Here is a 24,183-nt window from a genome sequence, read left to right on the forward strand (position 1 = left end):
CACCTTCCTAAATGATTCCCCATCACGCCACTCACCCCTTCCCCTGCATATTTAACCGTCCAGCAACTTTTATGGCGTAATCTGTCGCCTTATCTCTACAAAGCCCTTTGTGGCTCATGCTTGTGTTTAGGTGTGATTCAAATTGTTGTTCCAACCTATCTGTATAACCGAAACGTTTAATAGTTCCAATGGCTATTTCTATATGATTTACTGCTCTTTCAATCTCGCTCATCTTCCATTATCTCCAATCCATTTAGCCGCTGTGTCCATTCGGCTATTTTCAACGATAATTTTGCAAATTGTTCATAACTTAGCTTTCCGTTTTCATGCTTGCATTCCATACTTGTGAAATATTCGTCTTGCTGGGCGACAATAAATTCTTACTCTTCATGTGTCATACGCTACACTCCTAATAGATTGAATCGTTTAGCTAATTAATATCTATTTTCTCCAATTGACGGTTAGTAATTCCTTTTGTAGCGATAAGTATTAACACTAAGATGCCCACGTTTACTTATTTGCGTTTTCCACCATTCGTCCGCGGCCTCTTTGCAAGCCTTCACTATCACGCTCATTTCCTAATATCTCCAATGTATTTAAAATGTCCTATGGCTTAACAAGAAGTCCAAGCAGAGAGTTTTTCACTTTATGCTAGCGTGCCCACATTTCTACTTGAGCCTTTTTAGGCATCTTAGTATGTGGTTACATTATAATAGTTCAGTAAGCACTTCTGGTAGATCCGTTACAAACGGAACTTCTGGTATGCCTGCAAGCGGAAAACCATCTCGAACAGCAACTGGTTTAGGACTAACTTTTTCTTTAACGCCAAGTCCTGCATTTGCTTTTGTTAATACTAATACAACATATTATATTGGTATGAATAGTAATGTAACCCTTAAAAGAGGTACGTCTAGTTGGAAACTTCAATTAGTTAATAATATGCCTTAAGGAAGTAAGTTAATCTTAAGATCATGTAAATACAAAAGCGATTCACTCACCAACAGAGTGAATCGCTTTTTTTAGATTAAGAGTCTTTTTACAGCTCTCTTTTTGTTAAGAACTTTTTCTGCTTTGTTTTTACAACAAAAGAAAAATTTACATATTTTATTTATTAATATAGAAGAAACATTGCATGAGATCATTCGAGATATTGTTTTATGGGTAGTTATCCAACTCGAATCGTCTGACAGACTATACTTTTTCTACATATTCCTTCTTTGCTGTGATGTACAGACCACTTTTGGTTTTGCACCATTTCCTAAATCCACACTATACAATGCATACAAATCCGCAATGGAACATATAGATCATGAATTACTACCAACTCACTCTACAAGACATACTCACGCTGTTATGTTTCTTGAAGCTGGGGTATACCTATGAAAGAGGTCCAGGAAAGATTAGGTCACGGATCTATACAAATTACATCAGACATTTATTCACACGTTACAAGAAAGATGGAAAATAAATCGATTGAGAAATTCGATGAATATATGCAGAAAAAATCAGCGAAATGATACATCGTAAAAATTTCGTGGTATAAATGTGGTAACTTTTCAAATGCGTTACCACGAGATGTGAATCGTGGTAAATAAAAAAACCGTTGAAGTCTAGAGCCTCAACGGTTTTAACTATTAATACATTTTCAAGTAGTCTCGTTACTTGCCCTTACTGACTTTCAGCTTATCAGCAATCTTTTGAAAACTTTTTTCTGAACTTCATGTGCAATTTAGCAAACTCTCTCTTTATGACTCCAAGTAGCAAATATCTTAGCAAGTGTTTTTTTCTCATCTGTTGTCATATACAACTACTTAGAATCGATATCATAAAGCTCGTCCGTTATATCTGGAATCACATCGATACCCTCAAAGAACCGTCTCTGATAAATAGATCGTTTATCAGCACCTATCAATTTCAAATGTAATTTGGTTCAAACCACTACCCCCACTGTTTCGTTATATTCCTCTGTCAAACGCTCATCACAAAAGTTTTCGTAAACACCACGAGGATACTTTCCAAAAACTTCGAGCGCATCAATTATTCCTTCACGTTCGTCGTGCGTTAATTTAATATTAATCCCCCAAAGTTTTCATTGCTTAATTACTTGGTAATTACCCCAAATTGGTGACATAGGTAAACGATAATCCCTAAAACAATACCGTTTAACAATCAGCTATAGTAAAGCGAGTGAAACACTGGTATATTATAGAAATGTTATACCAATTTTATGAAGGGGTGTATTTATGAGTAAAATTTTTGACGAATTACAAAAAGAAATCATATTTGAAGCAAAAAAAGGATTCCCTATATTGCTGTCTGGCGCGATTGTCTTCTTAATTTTCACACTAATGCCCTTAGTTTTCCCAATAGAAGCTGTACGTTTAATTTGGATATTTGGCTTAGGTGCCGTTTTTCCTATTGGAATTCTTATTAGTAAAATCCTTGGTGTTAATTTACATACTACTAACAACCCTTTAGGTACTTTAGGTGGAATAGTTGCAGCTCCCCAGGCTTTTTATATACCTGTATATATAATTGTGTATATGAAAATTCCAGAATACCTTCCCTTCACAATCGGTTTACTTGCAGGATCTCATTTTCTGCCTTACATGTGGATTTATAAAAGCAAAGCTTATTTATTTGTTACTTTAGGCACCTGTCTTTCCGCTCTATTCATAGGTGGCTTCCTTGTTGATCAAGCTTTCACACTTGTACCTTTAGCAATTTCTATTGTGTATGGAATTGGTGTTCTTTTAATTCTAAGAGAACTTAAAGCAAGTTAAAAATGCGGTAACTTTTCAAATGTGTTACCACAAGAGTGTGAATCGTGGTAAATAAAAAACCCGTTGAAGCTCAGAGCCTCAACGGTTTTAACTATTAATACATTTTTAAATATTGGTCACGTTCCCATTGGTGAACTTGAGTGCGGAACATGTCAAACTCAATTTCTTTTGCTTCACGGAAGTTTTCATAAATATGAGTTCCTAGTGCTTCTTGAATTACTTTATCTTTAGCTAATGCTTGTAGTGCGTCATCAAGGTTAACTGGTAAGTTACCGATACCAGCTTCTTCACGTTCTTCAGCACTCATTACATAAATGTTACGATCAACTGCTGGTGGTGGTGTTAATTGTTGTTCTATACCGTTAAGTCCTGATTCTAGAATAACAGCCATAGCTAAGTACGGATTAGCAGCTGGGTCAACTGAGCGAACTTCAATACGAGTTGATAAGCCACGAGAAGCTGGAATACGTACTAATGGTGAGCGGTTTTGTCCTGACCAAGCAATGTAGCATGGTGCTTCGTATCCTGGTACTAAACGTTTGTAAGAATTTACAGTAGGGTTTGTAACTGCTGTAAAACCTTCAACATGTTTTAAAACGCCAGCCATAAATTGCATAGCAGTTTCAGATAATTGCATTTCAGCTTTTTCATCGAAGAACATGTTTTGTTTTCCGTTAAATAGAGAAACGTTACAGTGCATACCTGAACCACTTAAACCGAAGATTGGTTTTGGCATGAATGTCGCATGTAAGCCGTGTTTACGAGCAATTGTTTTAACAACCAATTTGAATGTTTGGATATTATCACATGCAGTAATTGCATCAGCGTATTTGAAGTCAATTTCGTGTTGACCTGGAGCAACTTCATGGTGAGAAGCTTCGATTTCAAAGCCCATTTCTTCAAGTTCTAATACAATATCTCGACGGCAATTTTCACCAAGGTCTGTTGGCGCTAAGTCGAAGTAACCACCGTGGTCATTTAATTCTAATGTAGGTTCGCCTTTTTCATCTAATTTGAATAAGAAGAATTCGGGCTCAGGTCCTAAGTTGAAGCTTGTGTAACCCATTTTTTCCATGCGGGCTAAGATACGACGTAAATTGTTACGTGGGTCTCCTGCGAATGGAGTACCATTAGAATTGTATACGTCACAGATGAAGCGACATACTGTCCCTTTACCAGTAGTCCATGGGAATACCATGAAAGTACTTAAGTCAGGATATAAGTACATATCTGATTCCTCAATACGAACGAAACCTTCAATAGAAGAACCATCGAACATCATTTTGTTATCTAATGCTTTATCTAATTGACTTACAGGAATTTCAACATTTTTAATTGTCCCTAAAATGTCAGTAAATTGTAAACGGATAAACTTTACTTCTTTTTCAGCTACTAATCTCTTAATATCTTCTTTTGTAAATTTCCCCACTCGATTCACTCTCCATGTAATAAATTTTATATTTTACTCAGTTTCTTATTGAAAGAAACGTGATAAATCCCCTTGACGGATAGATGTTTTTTGAAGACGTTGTGCTTGCTGCATCTCTTCTCTTAGAATGCGACGTAAATCTGCATCCGTAATGTCTTTTTTACCTAAATTTGCGATTGCTGGTTCATTTTTTAAAGCAAATACTTTTTTGATACCTGCCATATTAATTCCTTGTTCCAACAAGTCTTTAATTTCAAGCAATGAATCGACATCATTTAAGGAGAACATCCGACGATTGCCTTCTGTTCTTGCAGGTTCGATTAAATTATGTTCTTCATAATATCGAATCTGACGAGCCGTTAAGTCTGTCAGTTGCATGACTATACTAATTGGAAGTAATGGCATTGATCTTCGTATTTCACGACTCATATCATTCACCTTCCCCTTTACAATTCAAATAATACATCATGTCAGGTTTCCTGTCAATACCATGTTATATAACCTAACGTGGTTGTTCAAATAAAGAAAAAGCTTAGAGCCATCTAGTTTTCTAAGCCTTTTCCTTGTTTTAGTTATGTGTTTTTCACATTATTTTCAGAAAATTATTTTTGTAATTTTTGTACAGCACTTAAAGCTGCATACTTAACATGTTCGTAAGTTAAACCACCTTGAATATACGCAGTGTATGGTGGACGAATTGGTCCATCAGCTGATAGTTCAATGCTTGCACCTTGTATAAATGTTCCAGCTGCCATAATGACATCATCTTCATAACCAGGCATATAAGCTGGTTCAGGTGCAAAATGAGCGTTTATTGGCGAACTAGCTTGGATTGCTTGGCAAAATGCAATCATTTGATCAGCCGTTTTGAATGATACGGATTGGATTAAATCAGTTCTTGATGCCGAATAATGTGGCGAAGTCGTCATGCCAATTGATTCAAGCATTGCAGATGTGAATATCGCACCTTTTAAAGCTTGCGCAACAACATGTGGCGCTAAGAAGAAACCTTGATAAAAGTCTGCCAAAGCATTTAAAGTTGGTCCAGCTTCAGCACCAATTCCTGGTGAAGTCATACGGAATGCACATTGTTCAACTAAATCTGTTCGCCCAGCAATGTATCCACCTATTTTAGCTAAGCCACCACCCGGGTTTTTAATTAATGAACCCGCCATTAAATCTGCTCCAACATCAGTTGGTTCAATCTCTTGAACAAATTCACCGTAGCAGTTATCTACGAATATAATAGCTGATGGTTGTATTTCACGAATTCTTTTAATCATGTCAGCGATTTGTTCTACTGTGAAGGAAGGTCGTGATGCGTAGCCTTTTGAACGTTGAATTGCGATTACTTTTGTTTTTTCAGAAACAGCTTTTGTTACGCTCTCCCAGTCAATGTCTTTATCGTTCACTAAATCAATATGTTGATAGCTAATATTAAAGTCTTTTAATGAACCTGTATCTTTGTCACCACCATCAACAATTGATTGTAAAGTGTCATAAGGTTGTCCTGTAATATACATAAGCTCGTCTCCCGGACGTAATACACCGAAGAGGCTTATAGTAATGGCGTGAGTGCCAGAAATAATTTGTGGACGAACGATACAAGCTTCTGCACCGAACACTTCTGCATAAACGCGTTCTAAATTATTGCGTCCTTCATCATCATAGCCATAGCCATTTGATGGGTGTAGATGGAAATCACTAACTTGATGATTACGAAAAGCTGCTAAAACTTTTTGTTGATTGAAGAAAGCCACTTCATCGACGTTATCATGGTACGGTTTAACTTGCGCTTCAATTTCTTTTGCTTTCATTAATAATTCATTACTAAATGTTGTAGAATACGTCATTTTTTACGGCTCCCTTTTTATTTTTCCATTACTATATTACCAATAACAACCAAAGAGTCAATCATTCAATCAGTAGACCTTGTAATTATTACTGTTTTTGGTACAATTCAAGGACGTTGTTAGAAAGTTGAGGATCTATTATGGCGTGGGATGTATTTAGTATAGTCGGCACAATTGCCTTTGCTATTTCTGGAGCAATTGTGGCGATGGAAGAAGAATATGATTTGTTTGGTGTTTATTTACTCGGTATCGTGACTGCATTTGGTGGTGGAGCCATTCGAAATACACTAATTGGTGTACCGATCTCTGCTCTTTGGGAGCAAGAGACATTGTTTCAAATTGCACTTATATCTATTACTATTGTTTTTATCTTCCCGCAAAAGTTATTGAAACATTGGCATAAATGTGGAAATTTCTTTGATGCTATCGGCCTATCAGCATTCGCGATTCAAGGTGCACTTTTTGCTGTAAAGTTAGATTTGCCTGTTAGCGCTGCGATTGTAGCTGCAGTATTAACTGGTTCAGGCGGCGGTATTATTCGCGATGTACTTGCCGGTCGTAAGCCGCTTGTATTACGCAAGGAAGTATATGCTGTTTGGGCAGCACTTGCCGGTATAATTGTTGGCCTAGGTATCTTTAAACAAGATTTATGGTTATACATGTTATTTGTTAGTATGACCGCTCTTCGTGTATTATCATACATGAAACATTGGCGACTACCCTTTAAATCTTTACGAGGGCAAAATTCAGTCAAATAAAAAAGACGAATCAATATATGATTCGTCTTTTTATTACCTTAGAATTCTAACTCGCCTTCCCAAGCAAGCATACCGCCTTCCATATTCGTAACGTCATAACCTAAACCAGAAAGATAAGAACATGCGTTACCGCTACGCCCACCTGCATGGCAGATAAAGATATAAGGTTTCGTTTTATCTAATTCATCAATTCTTTCAGGTAGTGACCCAAGTGGAATATGGATAGCCCCTGGAATCATACCATTTGCTACTTCTTCATCTTCACGTACATCTACTAAGAATAAATCTTCATTTGCGTCAACTTTTTCTAAAAGTTCAGTTGTTGTAATAGTTTTCATTATTATAATCCTCCATTATCAATTAAACATATCAAATATCTCTATAAGTATAGCTAGAAATAAAAAATTCGGCTAGTCTTTATACTAGCCGAATACATTTACTCTTCGTTATCTTGAGAAATATTAATGGATTTTGAAGGGGCGAATGTCGAAATGGCATGTTTATAAATCAAATGCTGTTTCCCATCAGATTCCAATAGTACCGTGAAATTATCATAAGATTTAATAAGACCTTTTAATTGAAAACCATTTAGCAAGAAAACGGTAACGAAAACCCCATTTTTACGCATTTGATTTAGAAACGCATCTTGTAAGTTAATAGATTTCATGCAAAGCCACTCCCTCTTCTAATTTAAATAATTCTCCTCAATACCATGTATTCGATTTCATTTACGAAAAACCCTTTATTATTCCAATATTTCTCTAATTATTTTTTCTGTTCCATCTAAACTATTGAACCATTTAACGTCCATTTTATTACGGAAATAAGTTAATTGACGTTTTGCATAGCGTCTTGAATTTTGTTTTAACTGTTCTATCGCACCCTCTAGTGATTGTTTACCATCAAAATATGCATAAAGCTCTTTATATCCAATAGCTTGTACCGATTGTACACCTCGGATATCCTTTTGCCAAAGCGCTTCTACTTCAGCAAGTAGTCCTTGTTCAATCATTATATCCACACGCTTATTTATTCTTTCATACAACAGCTCGCGATCCATATTTAGACCAATGATAATATGTTTATAAAGTGGCTTATCACCCATGTTTTGCTCATCTGAAGATTTAGCTACACCACCATGCTGAATCATCTCAAGAGCCCGGATCACGCGACGAGTATTATTTGGATGAATCGTTTCAGCTGTTTTAGGGTCAAGCTCTACTAATTTTGCATGCATTGCCTCAGGCCCAATTTCATTAAGTTCTTTATAATAGGCCTCGCGCGCTGCTTCATCAACCTTTTCTTCTGTGAAGCGATAATCAAATAGTACAGCTTGAATATAAAGACCAGTTCCTCCAACAATGATTGGGAATTTTCCTTTCGCACGAATAAAGTCTATACGTTCACGCACGAGTTGCTGATATTCAGCGACTGAAAAGGATTCAGTTGGTTCTTTGATGCTTAAGAGATGATGTGGTATCCCATCCATTTCATCTTCAGTAATCTTAGCAGTCCCTATATTCAGTTCTCTATAGATCTGCATGGAGTCACCATTTATAATCTCTCCATTTAACCTTTTTGCTAGCTCTATACTTAAAGCAGTTTTGCCTGAAGCTGTAGGGCCCACAATGGCAATTACCTCTATATCTTGTTGTCTCATTCTTTTTCTAACCACCATATGATTTTGTTATAAACCTCTTGTCGGTTTACTTCATTTAATATTTCATGTCGTTTTCCTTCAAATAACTGTACGGTAACATTTGTTAAACCGCAACTTTGATAGCTTTTTGCAACTTTCCAGATACCTTTACTAAAATCACCAACAGGATCTTCTGCACCACTAATTAAGAGAATAGGTAAATCTTTTCGAATTTTATTTATTTCTTCTTCCTTCGATAAAGTTAGAATACCACCTGTTAAATCAACATAAAACTGATTAGTCGCTAAAAATCCGCAATCTTCATCTTCAAGATATTTAGCAACTTCAGATGAATCAGATGATAACCAATCAAAATCAGTTTGGGTATTTGAAAATGCACGATTGAAATTACCGAACGACAATTTATCCAATAATGGACTTTCCTTCGTTTTCCCCTGTAATTTCACTAGACTTTTAGCAAGTACATGGCCAGCTTGATGTGTCACACTTGCAGCACCTGTTCCGCAGAAAATTGCTTTGGATAGCATTTCACTATGAAGCTCTGTATAACGTCGTGCTATAAACGAACCCATGCTATGACCAAATAAAATAACAGGTGGTAAATGTTGTTCAGCCCGAACAAAGTCAAGCACTTCATGTACGTCTAATACAACTCTATCAAAGCCTTGCTGTTCTGCAAAAAAACCTTTAGGTGACTCGTTAATAGATGCCGTTTGCCCATGACCACGATGGTCGTGCATAGAAACTACATAACCACGGTCTATAAGGAATTTAGCAAAATCTTCATATCGTCCACTATGCTCTGCCATACCATGAAGAATGTGAATATGTCCCTTCGGATCTTCACTAGGGGAATAGACAGTCACCGCAATACGGTGACCATCTGAAGTTTTAACTGAATGTGTATTTTTATTCATAAATGCCCTCTTTAGCAAAATGCGACGCTTCGAATAGAATTTGATCTAATTCCAAACGATATTGCTCTTCCTGCGCTGTTGAATAGGACAAGTATTTTTTCATTAGTTTTATTACTGCTTCCTTATGATTATAGACACTATCGATATCAAATAATAATCGACTTGAGCGACGAACAAAGAAATCTGCTGGTGTTTGAGCCATTTCATATTGAATAGCATAAAGTAACTGTGCATGTATAGCGATTGGTAAATCTTCTACTGAATTATTAACTTTCAGTGTATGAATAATGTTGAATATGGCTTGAATATTCGTACCATATTTAGATACGAGCATATGCGCCTCTTCTTTAGTTAAACCTAATTTCGTTCCTTCATATGTTTTATTTTTTACATAAGGGCCAAAATTAATAGGATTTATACCTTTAGCTCCTGAAAGGGACAAATGTTCTGTAACACAAGGTCCAGACTTTTTAAATTGTTTTTTTTCTACTATTTTGTCGACGATATTTTCAGCCATTTTACGGTAACCTGTTAATTTTCCGCCTGCAATTGTCAACAATCCACTTGGGGATTCCCAAATCTCGTCTTTACGAGAAATTTCTGAAGGGTCTTTACCCTCTTTGAAAATAAGTGGACGAACTCCAGCCCAGCTCGATTCAACGTCTTTTTGAGTAATTTGGACTTCCGGGAAAATATCGTGAATTGTATCCATTAAATAAGCAATATCTTCATCAGTTGCAACTGGATTTATTGGGTTTTCCTCGTAAAATGTATCAGTGGTACCGACATACGTTTTTCCATCTCGAGGTATTGCAAAGACCATGCGGCCATCAGGTGTATCAAAGTAAACAGATTGTTGAAGCGGGAAACGGGATTGATCAATCACAATATGTACACCTTTTGTAAGACGTAATTGTTTATTATTACTAATTTGATCTTTTTTACGTACTTCATCTACCCATGGTCCTGTAGCATTTACAACTGAATTCGATTGAATTGTCCAAGTACGAGATGAGATTTGATCGCGAACGACTACTCCTGTAATTTTCTCGTTTTCATACTTAAATTCTTCTGCTTTTACATAATTTAAGCAAACAGCACCAAGTTCAACAGCTTTCTTAATAACCTCAATCGTAAGACGTGCATCATCAGTACGGTATTCTACATAATAACCACCGCCCAATAAGCCCTCTTTTTTGAGTAAAGGTTCTTTTTGTAAAGTCTCTTTGGCATTTAGCATTTTACGTCGCTCAGATTTGTTAACTTGAGCTAATTTATCATACACTTTTAAACCCAATGAAGTTGAATAAGGCCCAAATGATCCTCCTTTGTAAAAAGGAAGTAGCATCCACTGCGGAGTTGTAATATGTACTCCATTCTCATATACAATGGCACGTTCCTTTCCAACTTCAGCAACAACACCTACTTGTAGTTGTTTTAAATAACGCAAGCCACCATGTACTAGCTTAGTTGAGCGACTAGAAGTACCAGCAGCAAAATCCTGCATATCGATAAGGGCAACAGATAAACCTCTAGAAACAGCATCTAGTGCAATACCTGCACCTGTAATTCCACCACCAATTACCAACACATCAAAAGAATAAGCATCGAGTGTTTCAATAAAACTTTCACGTTGTGCAGATGAAAACATACTATCTTCCTCCTTTATTTCGTAAAAATCACATAACTCGCTTAAACATTTTTTCAATTTCATACGTTTTAAAATGGACGATAACAGGTCTTCCATGTGGACATGTGAACGGATTGACCATTTTTTTTAAGTCTTGTATTAATACTTCCATTTGTTGTGTATTTAAGTAGTGATTTGCTTTAATCGAACGTTTACAACTCATCATTATAGCTGCGTCTTCACGTAATTTTCGTATATCTGTTTTACGTTCACGTAGCACCTGTTCAATTAATTCTTCAATGATTTCCTCTTCAAAATCTTTTGGGAACCAAGCAGGATGTTCTCTTACTACAAATGAGTTTGTGCCAAATTCCTCAAGAATAACACCTACATCTATTAAATGGGTCATATTTTCTCTTAGCACTAATGCTTCATCAGCTGAGTAATGAAAAGTTAGCGGAAATAGTAGGGTTTGTCGTTCATTTGGATCGACCTCTCCTACTTTTTCTTTGAAAAACTCATATTTAATTCGTTCTTGTGCAGCATGCTGGTCAATTAAATAAAAACCATCCTCACTTTGTGCCACAATATACGTCCCATGTATTTGACCTACAACTTCAAGTTCAGGAAATGGTTCTTTCGTTTCTTTCTCTTCAGATTCTTCTATTGGCATTGTATACTCTTCATCGTTTATATCTTGTTCTGCGGGTAATTTTGATTCCGCCGCCAAATTGTCTGTACTATTTACTTGTTCCCATGTTTCTTCCTTTACAAAACCTGAATTGGATGATGAATTTAAAACATCTTGTGGATATGGTCCTGAAAATAGAGTTGACTCTTCTTCTTGCTTAGGTTTTTCATTAAATTGAGGCATACTCGTGTTATTATAATTCATCGATTTCCAGAAATTGATTTGCTCCCCGGTTTGCGGAACTTTTTTCTTTTTCTCTGCAATTTCAGGTGCTTGCATGGACTGACGAATTACCTTATGCAACGTCTTTTCAATTAAGTCCATCAATTCAGCTTCTTTACTTAAACGAATTTGTTGCTTTGACGGATGTACATTAACATCTGTTAAAAATGGATCGCCTTCAATGTTAATAACTGAAATCGGAAAACGCCCAATCGGCAAGAATGTATGATATGCATCAATCATTGCTTTTTGTACAGTAAAATGACGCACCCATCGACCATTGACGAAAATGGACATATAGTTCTTAGATGCTCTTGTAATTTCAGGAATTGTTGCAAATCCTGAAATTTTATAATCTCGTGATTCTCCTTCAAATGGCACCATTTTTTTTGCATTGGAAACACCATAAATTGCCGCTAATACTTGGCGTAAATCACCTCGTCCATTCGTTTGTAATAATACATGGTCATGGTGGCGTAATTTGAACGCGATATCTGGGTAACAAAGAGCCAAGCGATTCATCAAATCAATTGTGTGACCTAATTCAGTTTGAATCGTCTTCATATATTTTAAGCGAGCTGGTGTATTATAAAAAAGTTGGGATACCTTCATATCAGTCCCTTTTCGTAATGGTGCTGGTTTTTTGTCAATAACATGACCGCCTTCCAGTTGCACCTCAATACCCACTTCTCCATTTGATGTGACGAGGGTAATTTTTGAAACTGAAGCAATACTGGCTAATGCCTCTCCACGAAAACCTAGTGTACGAATACGGAATAAATCATGTTCATTTTCAATTTTACTTGTTGCATGACGTTGAAAAGATTTCAGTGCATCAGCTTCGTCCATCCCACTACCATTATCAATTACTTGAATGGAAGTTAGTCCGGCTTCTTCTAAAATTACTTCAATCGAGGTACTTCCTGCATCAATGGCATTTTCAACTAGTTCTTTCACAACAGATGAAGGTCGCTCGACTACTTCACCTGCTGCGATTTTATTGGATAGAAATTCATCCATTATATGAATATGACCCATCTGTTGCACCTCCTACTTTTTTATTAATGATTGTTGCAATGTATAAACAAGTTGCAATGCATCCATCGGCGTTGTGCCAGATACATTGACTGATCGGATTTGTTCAAGTACATCTTGTTCTAATTTAGAAACGGCTAATTGAATAATTTCTTTCGGCTCTTCTTCTGCAAATAGAGAAAGTTGTGCTGGTTCGTCCTTCATAATAACAACTGCTTCATCCTTCACAATAGGTGTTGCTTCTGCTTTTGTAACGGTTGCAGCTGAGACTGCATTAGTTGTCTCAAATTCTTCAAGTAAAATACGAGCTCTAGAAATAATATCAGCTGGTAATTCTGCTAACTCTGCTACATGAATTCCGTAACTTTTATCAGCCGGGCCTTTTTTAACTTTGTGTAAAAAGACTACCTTCCCGTCTTGCTCCATTGCTGAAACATGAACATTTTGCAAGCGACTTAAGTCATTTTCTAAATCTGTTAATTCATGATAATGAGTAGAAAATAATGTATTAGCGCCTATTTTATTGTGAATATACTCCATCATAGATTGTGCTAATGCCATACCATCATAAGTTGATGTACCACGACCAATTTCATCAAAGAGCAATAAGCTTTTCTCGGTAGCATTAGTAATGGCATGTTGTGATTCTAACATCTCCACCATAAACGTACTTTGTCCAGCTGCTAAATCATCTGCTGCACCAATACGTGTGAAAATTTGATCGGTTATAGGTAATTCCGCTTCATCTGCTGGTACATAGCAGCCCATTTGCGCAAGAATTGTAATAAGCGCCACTTGTCTCATATACGTACTTTTACCAGACATATTCGGCCCTGTAATTAGCATCATATTGCGATCATCAGTCAAAACACAGTCATTTGGCACATATAATTGCTGATTCATCATTTTCTCAACAACCGGATGACGACCATTTACAATTTTAAGTGAACGGCCTTCATGGAAGACTGGTTTTGTGAAACGATACTTTTCTGTAACAGTTGCAAAACCCACGTAGACATCTAATTCACTAATAGCAGAAGCAAGTGCTTGTAATCTCGGGATATATTGCTTTAATTCTTCACGAATTTGTGTGAATAAAGTATATTCGAGTGCCAAACTTTCTTCTTCAGCATTTAAAATAATGGCTTCTTTCTCCTTTAGTTCATCTGTAATGTAGCGCTCTGCATTAGCTAGCGTCTGTTTACGTTCATATCTTTCTAAATCAGCTAAATGAATATACGATTTCGTGATTTCGATGTAATATCCAAACACTCGGTTATAACCAATTTTCAAATTCTTAATTCCTGTTTTTTCACGCTCTTGTTGTTCAAGTGCTGCAATCCAGTCTTTACCGTTGCGAGAGGCATAACGAAGCTCGTCTAATTTTGCATCATAGCCACCACGGATAACATCGCCTTCTTTAATCGAGATTGGTGGGTGATCTGTAATCGCATGACTTAAATAACTTTCTACATCACTACATAGATCAAGTGCTTTCCCTAAGTTTTGTAGGTTTGCTTTTGAAGAGTTTTGTAGTTGCTCTTGAATGACAGGCACTTGGCGTAACGATTCTCTTAATTGCGCTAAATCACGTCCTCCAACATTTCCAAATGCAACACGTCCTGCTAGGCGTTCCAAGTCATACACTTGTTTAAATAATTCTTGTAATTCTGCTCGAACAAAATATTCTTCCAACAAATCTGTCACGATGCTCAAGCGATTTTCAATATGTTGACGGTTTGCTAACGGTTGATGTAACCACTGTTTTAATTTTCGACCACCCATTGCAGTAACAGTTTCGTCTAGCAACCATAATAGTGTTCCTTTTTGATCCCCACCACGTAGTGAATGAATGAGTTCTAAATTTCGTTTTGAGTTCGTATCTATATTAAGATAATTTTTGTTTTCATTGTATTGGAATGGTTGAATATGAGAAAGTGAACGCATTTGAGTACGTTCAATATAGTGTAGAAGCTTACGTCCAGCACCATGTAAATTACTTGGAGCCCCTTCTAAATACTGTGTACTTTTCACTTCATCCATTGCCTCTTCTTCAATTGATAAGACTATAGATAATGCTTCTGCCTGTTCAGTCAGTTCTGCAAATAATTGCTCAGCAACAACCATTTCTCGAATACCAAATGATTGAAGTTGTTGTAATAAGACCAGACCATCGCCTTCTACATAAGTAACAGTCGCCTCACCAGTTGATAAATCTAAATAACAAAAAGCATACTCCGTGGTATTTATTTGCTCAGCAGCTGCGATGAAGTGATTTGTTTTTCCATCTAGTGCTTTGCCTTCCATAATTGTTCCAGGTGTAATCAGCTGAACAACTTCACGTTTTACAACACCTTTTGCTTGTTTGACATCTTCTGTTTGTTCACAAACTGCTACTTTATAACCTTTTTGAACAAGTGTCTCGATATAATTTTTAGCGGAATGATGAGGCACACCACACATAGGAATGCGTTCTTTCATACCTGCATCTCGGCTTGTTAATGTAATTTCTAAAATTTGAGAAGCTTTTATAGCATCATCAAAGAACATTTCATAAAAATCACCTAATCGGAAAAATAAAAAAGCATCTTTATAATCTGCTTTTACTTGTAGATATTGTTGAATCATCGGTGTATATGTTGTCATTTTAAAACCTCTCTTGTGTAGCTAAATCTTATTTCTATTATAACAAAATAAGCATTGAAATGCGTTTCATACCTTTTAGACAATTTACTCAAAAAAAATAAGCCGGCGTCGACTCCGGCTTTAAAATTACTTATTGAAATGATGATGATTCAAATGATGGTCCTGATGTTGGTCCTGATGATGAAGACGATGACGATGATGATGAAGAGCTTGATGATGAACTAGAAGATGAGCTTGATGATGAACTTTCATCTTCGAAATCCCACTCTTCTTCAAAATCTAATGGATGTACTGAGATACAAATTGTTGTCTCACCTACGACTTCCGCAAGCAATTCTCGCTCAATTGTGACTTGGAATTGCTCACCGCAAGGCGTAATAATAGCTTCTGTACAGTTCGGGTGTTGAATTACCTTTACTTGAACCTCTTCTTTACCAGTTGTTTCGTTATCTCTATAATGTAGTTTGATACGGTCTCTATACAGTACCGTCTCAGAGAATACTGCTGTTTTTGAATGATTATGATAAGCGTACCAAACATTGACATCAAATTTGCCTGATACTTCAACAAAATTACCATGTTTTTTCGCTGAATGCGTATGGTTTATGACCCAGCACCCTAAAATACTTGATGGTTTATTCGGTGGTTTTAAATTTTCACATACTTCTGTTCTTTTTTTACCCTTCGCGACGACCGCCTTTGTGACAATTTGACGCAACTCTTTCAGCGCGATTCCTCCTTTGCTTCTCTTAATTTCATCTTATGCGGCATGTGCCTATTGGGTGATTAGATTAATTTTTAAAAATAAAAAAACTACTGAATAGCCGTTCTTTCTTTGGCTACACAGTAGTCTGTAATTATTCCGTTACTTTGAATGCTAGACGTATAGCAGGCATCGCTGAACCCGGATGATCCGTACTATAAGTTAATTGTGGAATTAATGTCATGTCCGTATCTAATACTTTCTGTTTATAAATTCCCGGATAAAGATCAATTAGATGATATCCTTTATCCCCAGTAGCGATTACATCGAAGGTTAAATCCCCTTGGCTATTAAAGGCGCATAAGTAACCTGTATAGGCATTGTCATAAGTTAAATAGTATGCATTATCAAACTCAGTCCATCCGCCTCCTTTAATCGTCACATTAATCTTCGTACCAACAGGACCCGATTTTGGTGAGAAATTAACGATTGATGGTAAGATGCTTAAATACCCTTGCCCATATACCTTGTCGCCAATTTTTAAATCAATTCGGTGGGGAATGCCCCCAAGGTCATCAGGCACTTTAAAATCATAATCCAGTTGACCCTTATCATTTGTTTTAACTGTACTTAATGTAGAAACTTCTCCAGCAAAGCCTAAACCACTTACTCGGCTTCCCTTCATTGTGTTCCAGACAAGCTCAACTTTTTCATTACTTGGTAAACCTGTTGCCGAAAGATTAATCGCTTCACCAACAATACCTTCATTTTTATTCAATGAAACTTCTACACCTTTTTCATTTTCAAGTGCAGGCATCTCTACCCCTCCACCTGCTGCTATAGGTGCTTTTTCAACATGATCTTCTAAAACTGTTTTTTCATCTGTAATTTCAAAAAGAAAATCAGGTGCTGGCTTATCAGGATAAGGGGATTGTTTATAATTTATATACTGCATCCCCAAATATCCTGTACGTAAACGAATCGCGTGCTGACCTGGTGTTCCAGCAGCTCGGATTTTCACTTCAGCTGTTCCTTTAGTAGAAATAGCGGTAACTAATCCCGTATATTTATTATCATAGGTTAATTGCCAATTACGCATATACGTACTCCAGCCTAACCCCTCTACTTTTATCGAGATATCAGTACCGACCGGACCGGATTTAGGTGACATTTCAAACGTCGGATCAACCGTATAAGCCGTTTGGCCAACTTTTTCACCTTGTTGCTTTACAAAGACGGTAAAGTCTCCACCAAAGCCTTCCGGTACATTAAAAGAACCTTTCCATTTTCCATTATTATCACTTTTACCTTTTGCTAAAATAATCTCATTTTCTGAAAACTCCGGACCAATTACTGCATATAAATCTTCAATTACATATTTCCCAGATACGTCATTCCAAGCAATTTGAACGTCCTTGTTTGCCTCTAAATCATCTACTTGAAAATCAACTTTATCTCGTACAAATCCACGCTCACTGGATAAAGTAATATTATTTTTCAATTTTGGTTGTTCCTTTTTTTGTTCTTTTGTTCCTTCCTTAGAAACATCCTCTTTATTATCATCTCCCTTGGCATTGCTATCTGCTGAACAAGCAACCAATGCCATCATAGATAATAGAGCGATTAATAGAAGAAATAGTTTTGTTGTTTTTGTTTTGTATTTTTTCACCAATGTTCTCACCTCTAGTCTACAACCACTAATTTAACTGACATATCTCCATGACCTGCACCACAGAAGACACTACAAACTATTTGGTATTCCCCTGCTTTTTCAGGTGTGAATTTTACTGTTCCATTTGCTTCTTTTAAATTTACATCTAATCCTTCAATTGCTAAACCATGCGCACCTTCATCTGATTTAAGTGTCATTGTCACTTCTTTACCTGCTTTTACGTGAAATTCTTTTTCCCCTTTAGGACCAAAAAATTCAAAATTCTTTGCAGTAATATCAACATTTTGATTTACTTCTACTTTTTTCGCACTTACTTCCTTCTTTTCTTCTTTTTTATTTTCTTTTTTTACTTCTGCAGAAACTACCGTAATTAACGAAGGTTGAACGTTAAACGGTTTAAATTCTCCTTTTTTGTTGCCATCTTCTGCAGTAACTGTATACTCTAGAGCACCCGTAGGCGTATCTTGTGTTACCGGGTAAGCAACAACCCAGAAGTTATCATCTCCATGCTTACCATATGTCATATCTAAGTTTTCCCCAGTTGATAAATGGACTTGTAGTTTGGCATTTTTAGCTTGCTCATTTGTTTCAGGATCAATTGCATTGATACGAAATACAATTTTATCTCCCGCTGCGTAACGACTCGATAAAACACAGCCACCTTTTTCTGAAACAGTGTCACCAGACAATACTAGCAATTCGTTGTTCACTTTACTTCCTTCTTCTGATTTGGTTACTTCTTTATCCCCATTACAGGCACCTAATACCATTGCACTTGCTAATAGCAACCCTATCCATACTTGTTTCTTTTTCATTTAACTTGCTCCCCCCAACATTGTATTCATTTTCGAATTAAAATTTTTCCGAAAATTGTAAACCTGCATTACTATAATACTACTTTTTGATAAATATTTCTAATTAAATAAATATTATTAACTAATAAATAAAAAAAACCTCTTAAAGAATAAATATCTTTAAGAGGTTTTAAAATTATTTTATTAAGAACAGCTACCTGGTTTAGAGTTTTGTACTTTTGAACCTGTTTCACCGCGCAACACGTCTCCACCAGTTGATTCAACGATTTCATCTGTCACACTGTTCGCAATTGTATTTGATACTAATTGTAATAAATCATTTACATCGCCTTGAGATTGTTTAAATTCTTCAACGATTGGTAAAGAATCAATTTCTTCTTCGATTTTTGCAATTTTATCTTCAATTAATCGAAGTGCTTTTTCTTTACCATAATGTTGGAAGTTTACTGCTTGTTTTTGTAAACTTTTTAGACTAGCGATTTTTTCACGTACCATTTGGTTTTCGTTAATTTGTGCTTCTGCACGTTTGAAGAAATCTACTTCTTCCGTGTTCGCTACCATATGGGCAATTTCCATTGCTTTTGCGATGATTTGATCTTTAGTATATATTTCTGCCATTATAATTCCACCTTTTGGTCCGTTACAACTTCAATAAAATCTCCTTGTAATGACCAAGTTTTTGCTTCAGTAACTTGTACTTTAACAATTTGACCGATTACTTCTTTAGGAGCTACAAAGTTTACGAGTTTATTTTTTCTTGTATAACCTGCTAGTACATTCGGGTTACGCTTACTTTCCCCTTCAACTAACACTTCGACGATTTGACCGTCATATTGTTTAATTGCTTCTCCACATAGTTGGTTCACTACGTCATTTAAACGCTGTAGACGTTCTTTTTTCACTTCCATTGGTACATTATCTTGCATTTTCGCTGCAGGAGTACCTTCACGTGGTGAATAAATGTACGTGAATGCCATTTCGAAGCCAACTTCTTTATATAAAGATAGCGTTTCTTCAAATTGCTCGTCTGTTTCATTTGGGAAGCCGACGATAATATCTGTTGTTAACGCCACATCTGGAATTGCTTTTCTAATTTTGCGTACAAGTTCTAGATAGCTTTCGCGCGTATATTTACGAGCCATAATCTTCAACATGTCGCTTGAACCTGATTGCACAGGTAAATGGATGTGCTCAACTAAGTTTCCTTTTTTCGCTAATACTTCTATTAAATAATCGTCAAAATCACGTGGGTGACTTGTAGTAAAACGAATACGTGGAATATCAATTGTACGTAATTCATTCATTAAATCGCCAAGACCATATTTTAGATCCTCAAAGTCTTTTCCGTAAGCGTTTACGTTTTGACCAAGTAATGTCACTTCTTTATAGCCCTGTGCAGCTAGTTGGCGTACTTCTTGAATAATATCATCTGGTCGTCGACTACGTTCTTTTCCGCGTGTATAAGGTACGATACAATATGTACAGAATTTATCACATCCGTACATGATATTAACCCAAGCCTTCGTATTCCCTTTGCGAACTTTCGGAAGGTTTTCAATAACGTCCCCTTCTTTAGACCACACTTCGATAACCATTTCTTTCGACATATAAGCTTCATTTAAAATATCTGGTAAACGATGAATATTATGCGTCCCGAAAATCATATCAACTTGGTCATACGTTTTCAAGATTTTCTTAACTACTGCCTCTTCTTGTGACATACAGCCACATACACCAATTAATAAATCAGGATTTTTTTGCTTTAACGGCTTAAAGTGACCAAGTTCACCAAACACTTTATTCTCCGCATTTTCGCGAATTGCACAAGTATTCATTAAAATGACATTCGCATCTTCTACGTTATTTGTTGCTTCATAACCAAGCTGCAGAAAAATCCCAGCCATTACTTCTGTATCGTGTTCATTCATTTGGCAACCGTACGTACGAATGTAGAATTTACGACCATGTCCCATACCCATGTATTTTTCATCAATCGCGAAGTCTTTGTGGTATTGAACTTCCTCTTTACCACGTTTCTTTGCATCTTTTAAAGATGGCGCTGTATATACAGATTGAAAATATTTACTATAGTCCTTCTCGGATTTTTTGTCCGATGGTTCTGGATGTTTCACTTGTTGACTAGCAAGTCGCTGTTCTTCGTTCATCAGTAAACTCCTTCCGCTCGTATTCGCACACTCGAATACCCATTTTCTTATTATACTTAATGGAGTATGGTTCCTACAAGAAAAGAACGTTAATTGTCGGTGTTTCGACATATAGCTTGTTTTATTGGGGGTGGAGGGCCAGGTAGGCTTACTTTTGCATTGCTAGAGCTCTTGGTGCTACTCGCAATTCCTTTAGCGCTACTCGTATTCCCTTTTGCGCTACTCACTCAATCTTTAGCGCTACCTATTTTAAATCTTCTTTAATCCTTCCTATTATAAATATTTGCATATTAACTGTAACTATCAGTCTCTTATTAACAATAAAAAAGCTAATCCTTTAGTCAGATAAACGACTTGAGGATTAGCCTTTAAATTATTTATTACATGAACTCTTTCATTAACTCTTGAAGATCTTTTTCTTCAATCATCATGTCTTGCTGGTTTAGAGGTTCTTCACTATATCCATTTACTAAGTTTTGATACGAAGGTGTTTCTTCGTCTTGATAAATGATACCTGTTACTAGACCTTCATGTTCCATTACAGTTGCCATTGCTTGGGCACGGTTTGTTGAATCGTATCCTTCAATGCTTGATAATTTTGTAATGTTTTCTTTGAACCAGTCATAAGTATTGATTTTATTATAAGTTACACAAGGGCTGAATACATTAATAAATGCGAAGCCGTTGTGATTCATACCTGCTTCAATGATCGAAGTTAGCTCTTTTAAATCTGTCGAAAAGCTTTGTGCTACGAATGTTGCGCCAGCAGATAATGCTACTTCTAATGGTTTTAATGACGGTTCGATTGCTCCACCTGGTGTTGATTTTGTGACAAAACCAGCAGCTGAGCGTGGTGATGTTTGTCCTTTAGTTAAACCATAGATTTGGTTATCCATAACGATATACGTGATATCAACGTTACGACGGATTGAGTGAATTGTATGACCCATACCGATTGCGAAACCGTCACCGTCACCGCCAGAAGCGATTACTTTTAAATTACGGTTAGCCATTTTCAATCCTTGTGCAATAGGTAATGCACGTCCGTGAATACCGTGTAAACCATATGAATTGATATATCCCGAGATACGACCTGAACAGCCAATTCCTGAAACAACTGCTAGTTCATGCGGTTGAACTTCTAGGTTTGCTGCAGCACGTTGGATTGCAGCTTGCACTGAAAAGTCACCACATCCAGGACACCAGTTAGGTTTAACATTATTTCGGAAATCCTTAAATGTTACCATCTGTTAGCAACTCCTTCACGCGGCCTAACAATTCTTTTGGCAAGAATGGTGTGCCGTCATATTTCACTAAGCTAATAATTTTATCATGTGCGCCAATATTCATTTTCATTACATTAGCTAATTGACCAGTAGCGTTATTCTCAACGACAATTACTTTTTTCGCATTGTCGATTAATTCTTTCATTTCCGCTGCTGGGAATGGGTGAATTAGTCGAATATGTGCGTGGTTTGTTTTGATGCCTTCTTCGTTTAGTATCGGTTGAATTTCTTCTATTGCACCCTTAGTCGAGTTAAAGCCAACTAATAGAATATCCGCTTCTTCGTGTGGTGTGTTTTTAAATACAGGCATATTAAAGTTTACGTGATCTAATTTACGGAAACGTTTGTCCATTTGCGCTTTACGGTTACCCGCTGCTTCAGATGGTTTACCTGTCTCATCATGTTCAACACCTGTAACGTGGTGAATACCGTGTTTTTGACCAGGTACGACACGAGTTGACACGCCATCTTCTGTTACTTCAAAGCGTTTAAAGTATGCTTTATCCTCTGCTTCAGGTAATTCGCCAAGTTCTAATTTACCACGACGAATTTCGATTTTAGAGTAATCAAATGGTTCAACAGTTTGTTTACCAAGTGATAATTGAAGATCCGATAATAAGATAACTGGTAATTGCAGTTCTTCTGCAATGTTAAACGCTTGAATTGTATCGTAGAATGCTTCTTCACCAGTACTTGGTGCGATAACAACTTTCGGAATTTCACCATGTGTTCCGTATAGCATTGCCATCAAATCAGATTGTTCTTGTTTTGTTGGTAAACCCGTAGATGGGCCACCTCGTTGTGTATCAACAATAACAAGAGGTTGTTCTGTCATACCAGAAAGGCCAATTGCTTCCATCATTAATGATAAGCCTGGACCTGCAGATGCAGTAAATGAACGAACGCCACCATAGTTAGCGCCGATTGCCATTGTTGCAGCCGCGATTTCATCTTCTGTTTGGATAACAGTACCACCGAATTTCGGCAATTTTTTGATTAAATATTCCATTATTTCTGAAGCTGGAGTGATCGGATATGCTGCCATAATACGAGTGCCTGCAGCTAATGCACCTAGTGCGATAGCTTCGTTTCCGATCATAAATAGACGGTGTTTACCATCAGCTGGCTCTAATTCGAATTTACCAATATTATCACCAAGCATACCGTTCATTAGTTCGTGTCCTTGTGCAATGGCTGTCATATTTTTTTGGACAACTGTTTCACCTTTACGGCCGAAGATTTCATCAACGACACTTTGGAAAACTTCATCTTCAAGATTTAATAATGCAGCAGTTGCACCGATTGCCACCATATTTTTCATCAAAGTAGTACCTAATTCAGCAGCGACTTCAGTGAATGGTACAACATACAGTGTTGCAGGACAATCTTCTGGTTTTACTGGTTTAAATTTAGCATCTGCTAAAATAACACCTTCTGAAGTTAATTCTTTATAATTGACATCGATTGTTTCTTGGTCAAATGCAACCAATATATCTAAATCATCTGGAATCGTGTGTACGACAGATGTGCGTACGGTAATTTTATTGTTCGTATGGCCACCTTTAATACGGGAAGAGAAGTGACGGTATCCATATAAATGGTATCCAAGACGGTTCATAGCCGTAGAGAAAATTTCTCCTGTACTCTCAATACCTTCCCCTTGTTGCCCACCGACTTTCCATGAAAGCTGATGTAACATCTATAACATCTCCTTAATTACAGGTTTTTAGCTTTTTATCCTTCATCAGTTTATCACGAAGACCCGATGTAAACTATTATTTATAAGCGAATTCTTTGAAATTCAGACCTTTGACGGAAAAGCTCGTTCAATAAGTTGTAATAATAATCACTGACAATACTCACTATGTTAACATACTTTTTTATGTATAGTAATAAAAGCTTAATGTGCTCCTTTCAT

General features: G+C 36.6%; 22 protein-coding genes. 4 read left to right on the top strand and 18 right to left on the bottom strand.

What is annotated here, in order from left to right:
- Positions 1-31: 31 nt before the first annotated feature.
- Positions 32-232, bottom strand: a complete 201-nt coding sequence (locus AC3IS5_RS15305) for a hypothetical protein (protein ID WP_489425184.1) — start codon at positions 230-232, stop codon at positions 32-34.
- Positions 233-696: 464 nt separating this feature from the next.
- On the opposite strand from AC3IS5_RS15305, the gene AC3IS5_RS15310 reads away from it, so the two are divergent.
- The 3 genes from AC3IS5_RS15310 (at position 697) to AC3IS5_RS15320 (ending at position 2,783) form a co-directional block, all read left to right on the top strand.
- Positions 697-948, top strand: a complete 252-nt coding sequence (locus AC3IS5_RS15310; protein WP_489425185.1) for a hypothetical protein — start codon at positions 697-699, stop codon at positions 946-948.
- A gap of 431 nt (positions 949-1,379) precedes the next feature.
- Positions 1,380-1,517: a hypothetical protein gene (locus tag AC3IS5_RS15315; RefSeq protein WP_489425186.1), complete on the top strand. Its 138-nt coding sequence runs from the start codon at positions 1,380-1,382 to the stop codon at positions 1,515-1,517.
- Between the two features lie 726 nt (positions 1,518-2,243).
- Positions 2,244-2,783 (top strand): DUF7010 family protein, encoded by a 540-nt coding sequence (locus AC3IS5_RS15320; protein WP_489425187.1) that lies wholly within the window; start codon positions 2,244-2,246, stop codon positions 2,781-2,783.
- A gap of 94 nt (positions 2,784-2,877) precedes the next feature.
- Here the strand turns inward: AC3IS5_RS15320 and glnA are convergent, their stop codons facing one another.
- The 3 genes from glnA to AC3IS5_RS15335 form a co-directional block, all read right to left on the bottom strand.
- On the bottom strand, positions 2,878-4,212 hold the full coding sequence (gene glnA / locus AC3IS5_RS15325) for a type I glutamate--ammonia ligase (protein ID WP_489425188.1): 1,335 nt from the start codon (positions 4,210-4,212) through the stop codon (positions 2,878-2,880).
- A 45-nt stretch (positions 4,213-4,257) separates the two neighbouring features.
- Positions 4,258-4,641: a MerR family transcriptional regulator gene (locus AC3IS5_RS15330; protein WP_038184365.1), complete on the bottom strand. Its 384-nt coding sequence runs from the start codon at positions 4,639-4,641 to the stop codon at positions 4,258-4,260.
- Positions 4,642-4,814: 173 nt separating this feature from the next.
- Positions 4,815-6,065: a methionine gamma-lyase family protein gene (locus AC3IS5_RS15335; RefSeq protein ID WP_489425189.1), complete on the bottom strand. Its 1,251-nt coding sequence runs from the start codon at positions 6,063-6,065 to the stop codon at positions 4,815-4,817.
- Positions 6,066-6,205: 140 nt separating this feature from the next.
- Here AC3IS5_RS15335 and AC3IS5_RS15340 point away from each other — a divergent pair, with 140 nt between their 5' ends.
- A complete protein-coding gene (locus tag AC3IS5_RS15340) occupies positions 6,206-6,823 on the top strand; it encodes a trimeric intracellular cation channel family protein (RefSeq protein ID WP_489425190.1) in 618 nt (205 codons plus the stop codon).
- Positions 6,824-6,861: 38 nt separating this feature from the next.
- Here AC3IS5_RS15340 and AC3IS5_RS15345 read toward each other — a convergent pair whose 3' ends face one another.
- The 14 genes from AC3IS5_RS15345 to AC3IS5_RS15410 all read right to left on the bottom strand — a co-directional run bounded on the left by AC3IS5_RS15345 (position 6,862) and on the right by AC3IS5_RS15410 (position 23,964).
- Complete coding sequence (locus AC3IS5_RS15345; RefSeq protein ID WP_489425191.1) at positions 6,862-7,161, bottom strand: rhodanese-like domain-containing protein; 300 nt, start codon at positions 7,159-7,161, stop codon at positions 6,862-6,864.
- Positions 7,162-7,259: 98 nt separating this feature from the next.
- On the bottom strand, positions 7,260-7,490 hold the full coding sequence (gene hfq, locus AC3IS5_RS15350; protein ID WP_038184348.1) for an RNA chaperone Hfq: 231 nt from the start codon (positions 7,488-7,490) through the stop codon (positions 7,260-7,262).
- A 78-nt stretch (positions 7,491-7,568) separates the two neighbouring features.
- Positions 7,569-8,483, bottom strand: coding sequence for a tRNA (adenosine(37)-N6)-dimethylallyltransferase MiaA (gene miaA, locus AC3IS5_RS15355; protein ID WP_489425192.1), 915 nt, complete (start codon positions 8,481-8,483; stop codon positions 7,569-7,571).
- Positions 8,480-9,400 (bottom strand): alpha/beta hydrolase, encoded by a 921-nt coding sequence (locus tag AC3IS5_RS15360; protein ID WP_489425193.1) that lies wholly within the window; start codon positions 9,398-9,400, stop codon positions 8,480-8,482. Before AC3IS5_RS15360 ends, miaA begins: the two co-directional genes overlap by 4 nt.
- Positions 9,393-11,051 carry a glycerol-3-phosphate dehydrogenase/oxidase gene (locus tag AC3IS5_RS15365; RefSeq protein WP_489425194.1) on the bottom strand — a complete coding sequence of 553 codons (1,659 nt, stop codon included), beginning with the start codon at positions 11,049-11,051 and terminating at the stop codon, positions 9,393-9,395. The genes AC3IS5_RS15360 and AC3IS5_RS15365 overlap by 8 nt, the downstream gene beginning before the upstream one ends.
- A gap of 28 nt (positions 11,052-11,079) precedes the next feature.
- Complete coding sequence (mutL, locus tag AC3IS5_RS15370; RefSeq protein ID WP_489425195.1) at positions 11,080-12,981, bottom strand: DNA mismatch repair endonuclease MutL; 1,902 nt, start codon at positions 12,979-12,981, stop codon at positions 11,080-11,082.
- Positions 12,982-12,993: 12 nt separating this feature from the next.
- Positions 12,994-15,624 (bottom strand): DNA mismatch repair protein MutS, encoded by a 2,631-nt coding sequence (gene mutS, locus AC3IS5_RS15375; protein ID WP_489425196.1) that lies wholly within the window; start codon positions 15,622-15,624, stop codon positions 12,994-12,996.
- Positions 15,625-15,754: 130 nt separating this feature from the next.
- Positions 15,755-16,351 carry an outer spore coat protein CotE gene (cotE, locus tag AC3IS5_RS15380; protein WP_489427911.1) on the bottom strand — a complete coding sequence of 199 codons (597 nt, stop codon included), beginning with the start codon at positions 16,349-16,351 and terminating at the stop codon, positions 15,755-15,757.
- A 130-nt stretch (positions 16,352-16,481) separates the two neighbouring features.
- A complete protein-coding gene (locus tag AC3IS5_RS15385) occupies positions 16,482-17,996 on the bottom strand; it encodes a hypothetical protein (RefSeq protein WP_489425197.1) in 1,515 nt (504 codons plus the stop codon).
- Positions 17,997-18,010: 14 nt separating this feature from the next.
- Positions 18,011-18,814, bottom strand: a complete 804-nt coding sequence (locus AC3IS5_RS15390; protein ID WP_489425198.1) for a cupredoxin domain-containing protein — start codon at positions 18,812-18,814, stop codon at positions 18,011-18,013.
- Positions 18,815-18,997: 183 nt separating this feature from the next.
- Positions 18,998-19,432, bottom strand: coding sequence for a YlbF/YmcA family competence regulator (locus tag AC3IS5_RS15395; protein ID WP_390008851.1), 435 nt, complete (start codon positions 19,430-19,432; stop codon positions 18,998-19,000).
- On the bottom strand, positions 19,432-20,979 hold the full coding sequence (miaB, locus tag AC3IS5_RS15400; RefSeq protein WP_489425199.1) for a tRNA (N6-isopentenyl adenosine(37)-C2)-methylthiotransferase MiaB: 1,548 nt from the start codon (positions 20,977-20,979) through the stop codon (positions 19,432-19,434). Before miaB ends, AC3IS5_RS15395 begins: the two co-directional genes overlap by 1 nt.
- Before the next feature lie 380 nt (positions 20,980-21,359).
- Positions 21,360-22,226 (bottom strand): 2-oxoacid:ferredoxin oxidoreductase subunit beta, encoded by an 867-nt coding sequence (locus tag AC3IS5_RS15405; protein ID WP_489425200.1) that lies wholly within the window; start codon positions 22,224-22,226, stop codon positions 21,360-21,362.
- Entirely contained in the window at positions 22,213-23,964 is a 1,752-nt protein-coding gene (locus AC3IS5_RS15410) for a 2-oxoacid:acceptor oxidoreductase subunit alpha (protein WP_489425201.1), read from the bottom strand. Before AC3IS5_RS15410 ends, AC3IS5_RS15405 begins: the two co-directional genes overlap by 14 nt.
- Between the last annotated feature and the right edge of the window lie 219 nt (positions 23,965-24,183).

The organism is Viridibacillus sp. KH_047, from assembly GCF_057838945.1.

What these genes read in the sequence shown, in the direction of transcription:
- AC3IS5_RS15305 (WP_489425184.1), bottom strand. Translation starts at nt 232, where the DNA reads ATGAGCGAGATTGAAAGAGCAGTAAATCATATAGAAATAGCCATTGGA.
- AC3IS5_RS15310 (WP_489425185.1), top strand. Translation starts at nt 697, where the DNA reads ATGTGGTTACATTATAATAGTTCAGTAAGCACTTCTGGTAGATCCGTT.
- AC3IS5_RS15315 (WP_489425186.1), top strand. Translation starts at nt 1,380, where the DNA reads ATGAAAGAGGTCCAGGAAAGATTAGGTCACGGATCTATACAAATTACA.
- AC3IS5_RS15320 (WP_489425187.1), top strand. Translation starts at nt 2,244, where the DNA reads ATGAGTAAAATTTTTGACGAATTACAAAAAGAAATCATATTTGAAGCA.
- AC3IS5_RS15330 (WP_038184365.1), bottom strand. Translation starts at nt 4,641, where the DNA reads ATGAGTCGTGAAATACGAAGATCAATGCCATTACTTCCAATTAGTATA.
- AC3IS5_RS15335 (WP_489425189.1), bottom strand. Translation starts at nt 6,065, where the DNA reads ATGACGTATTCTACAACATTTAGTAATGAATTATTAATGAAAGCAAAA.
- AC3IS5_RS15340 (WP_489425190.1), top strand. Translation starts at nt 6,206, where the DNA reads ATGGCGTGGGATGTATTTAGTATAGTCGGCACAATTGCCTTTGCTATT.
- AC3IS5_RS15345 (WP_489425191.1), bottom strand. Translation starts at nt 7,161, where the DNA reads ATGAAAACTATTACAACAACTGAACTTTTAGAAAAAGTTGACGCAAAT.
- hfq (WP_038184348.1), bottom strand. Translation starts at nt 7,490, where the DNA reads ATGAAATCTATTAACTTACAAGATGCGTTTCTAAATCAAATGCGTAAA.
- miaA (WP_489425192.1), bottom strand. Translation starts at nt 8,483, where the DNA reads ATGAGACAACAAGATATAGAGGTAATTGCCATTGTGGGCCCTACAGCT.
- AC3IS5_RS15360 (WP_489425193.1), bottom strand. Translation starts at nt 9,400, where the DNA reads ATGAATAAAAATACACATTCAGTTAAAACTTCAGATGGTCACCGTATT.
- AC3IS5_RS15365 (WP_489425194.1), bottom strand. Translation starts at nt 11,051, where the DNA reads ATGTTTTCATCTGCACAACGTGAAAGTTTTATTGAAACACTCGATGCT.
- mutL (WP_489425195.1), bottom strand. Translation starts at nt 12,981, where the DNA reads ATGGGTCATATTCATATAATGGATGAATTTCTATCCAATAAAATCGCA.
- mutS (WP_489425196.1), bottom strand. Translation starts at nt 15,624, where the DNA reads ATGACAACATATACACCGATGATTCAACAATATCTACAAGTAAAAGCA.
- AC3IS5_RS15390 (WP_489425198.1), bottom strand. Translation starts at nt 18,814, where the DNA reads ATGAAAAAGAAACAAGTATGGATAGGGTTGCTATTAGCAAGTGCAATG.
- AC3IS5_RS15395 (WP_390008851.1), bottom strand. Translation starts at nt 19,432, where the DNA reads ATGGCAGAAATATATACTAAAGATCAAATCATCGCAAAAGCAATGGAA.
- miaB (WP_489425199.1), bottom strand. Translation starts at nt 20,979, where the DNA reads ATGAACGAAGAACAGCGACTTGCTAGTCAACAAGTGAAACATCCAGAA.
- AC3IS5_RS15405 (WP_489425200.1), bottom strand. Translation starts at nt 22,226, where the DNA reads ATGGTAACATTTAAGGATTTCCGAAATAATGTTAAACCTAACTGGTGT.
- AC3IS5_RS15410 (WP_489425201.1), bottom strand. Translation starts at nt 23,964, where the DNA reads ATGTTACATCAGCTTTCATGGAAAGTCGGTGGGCAACAAGGGGAAGGT.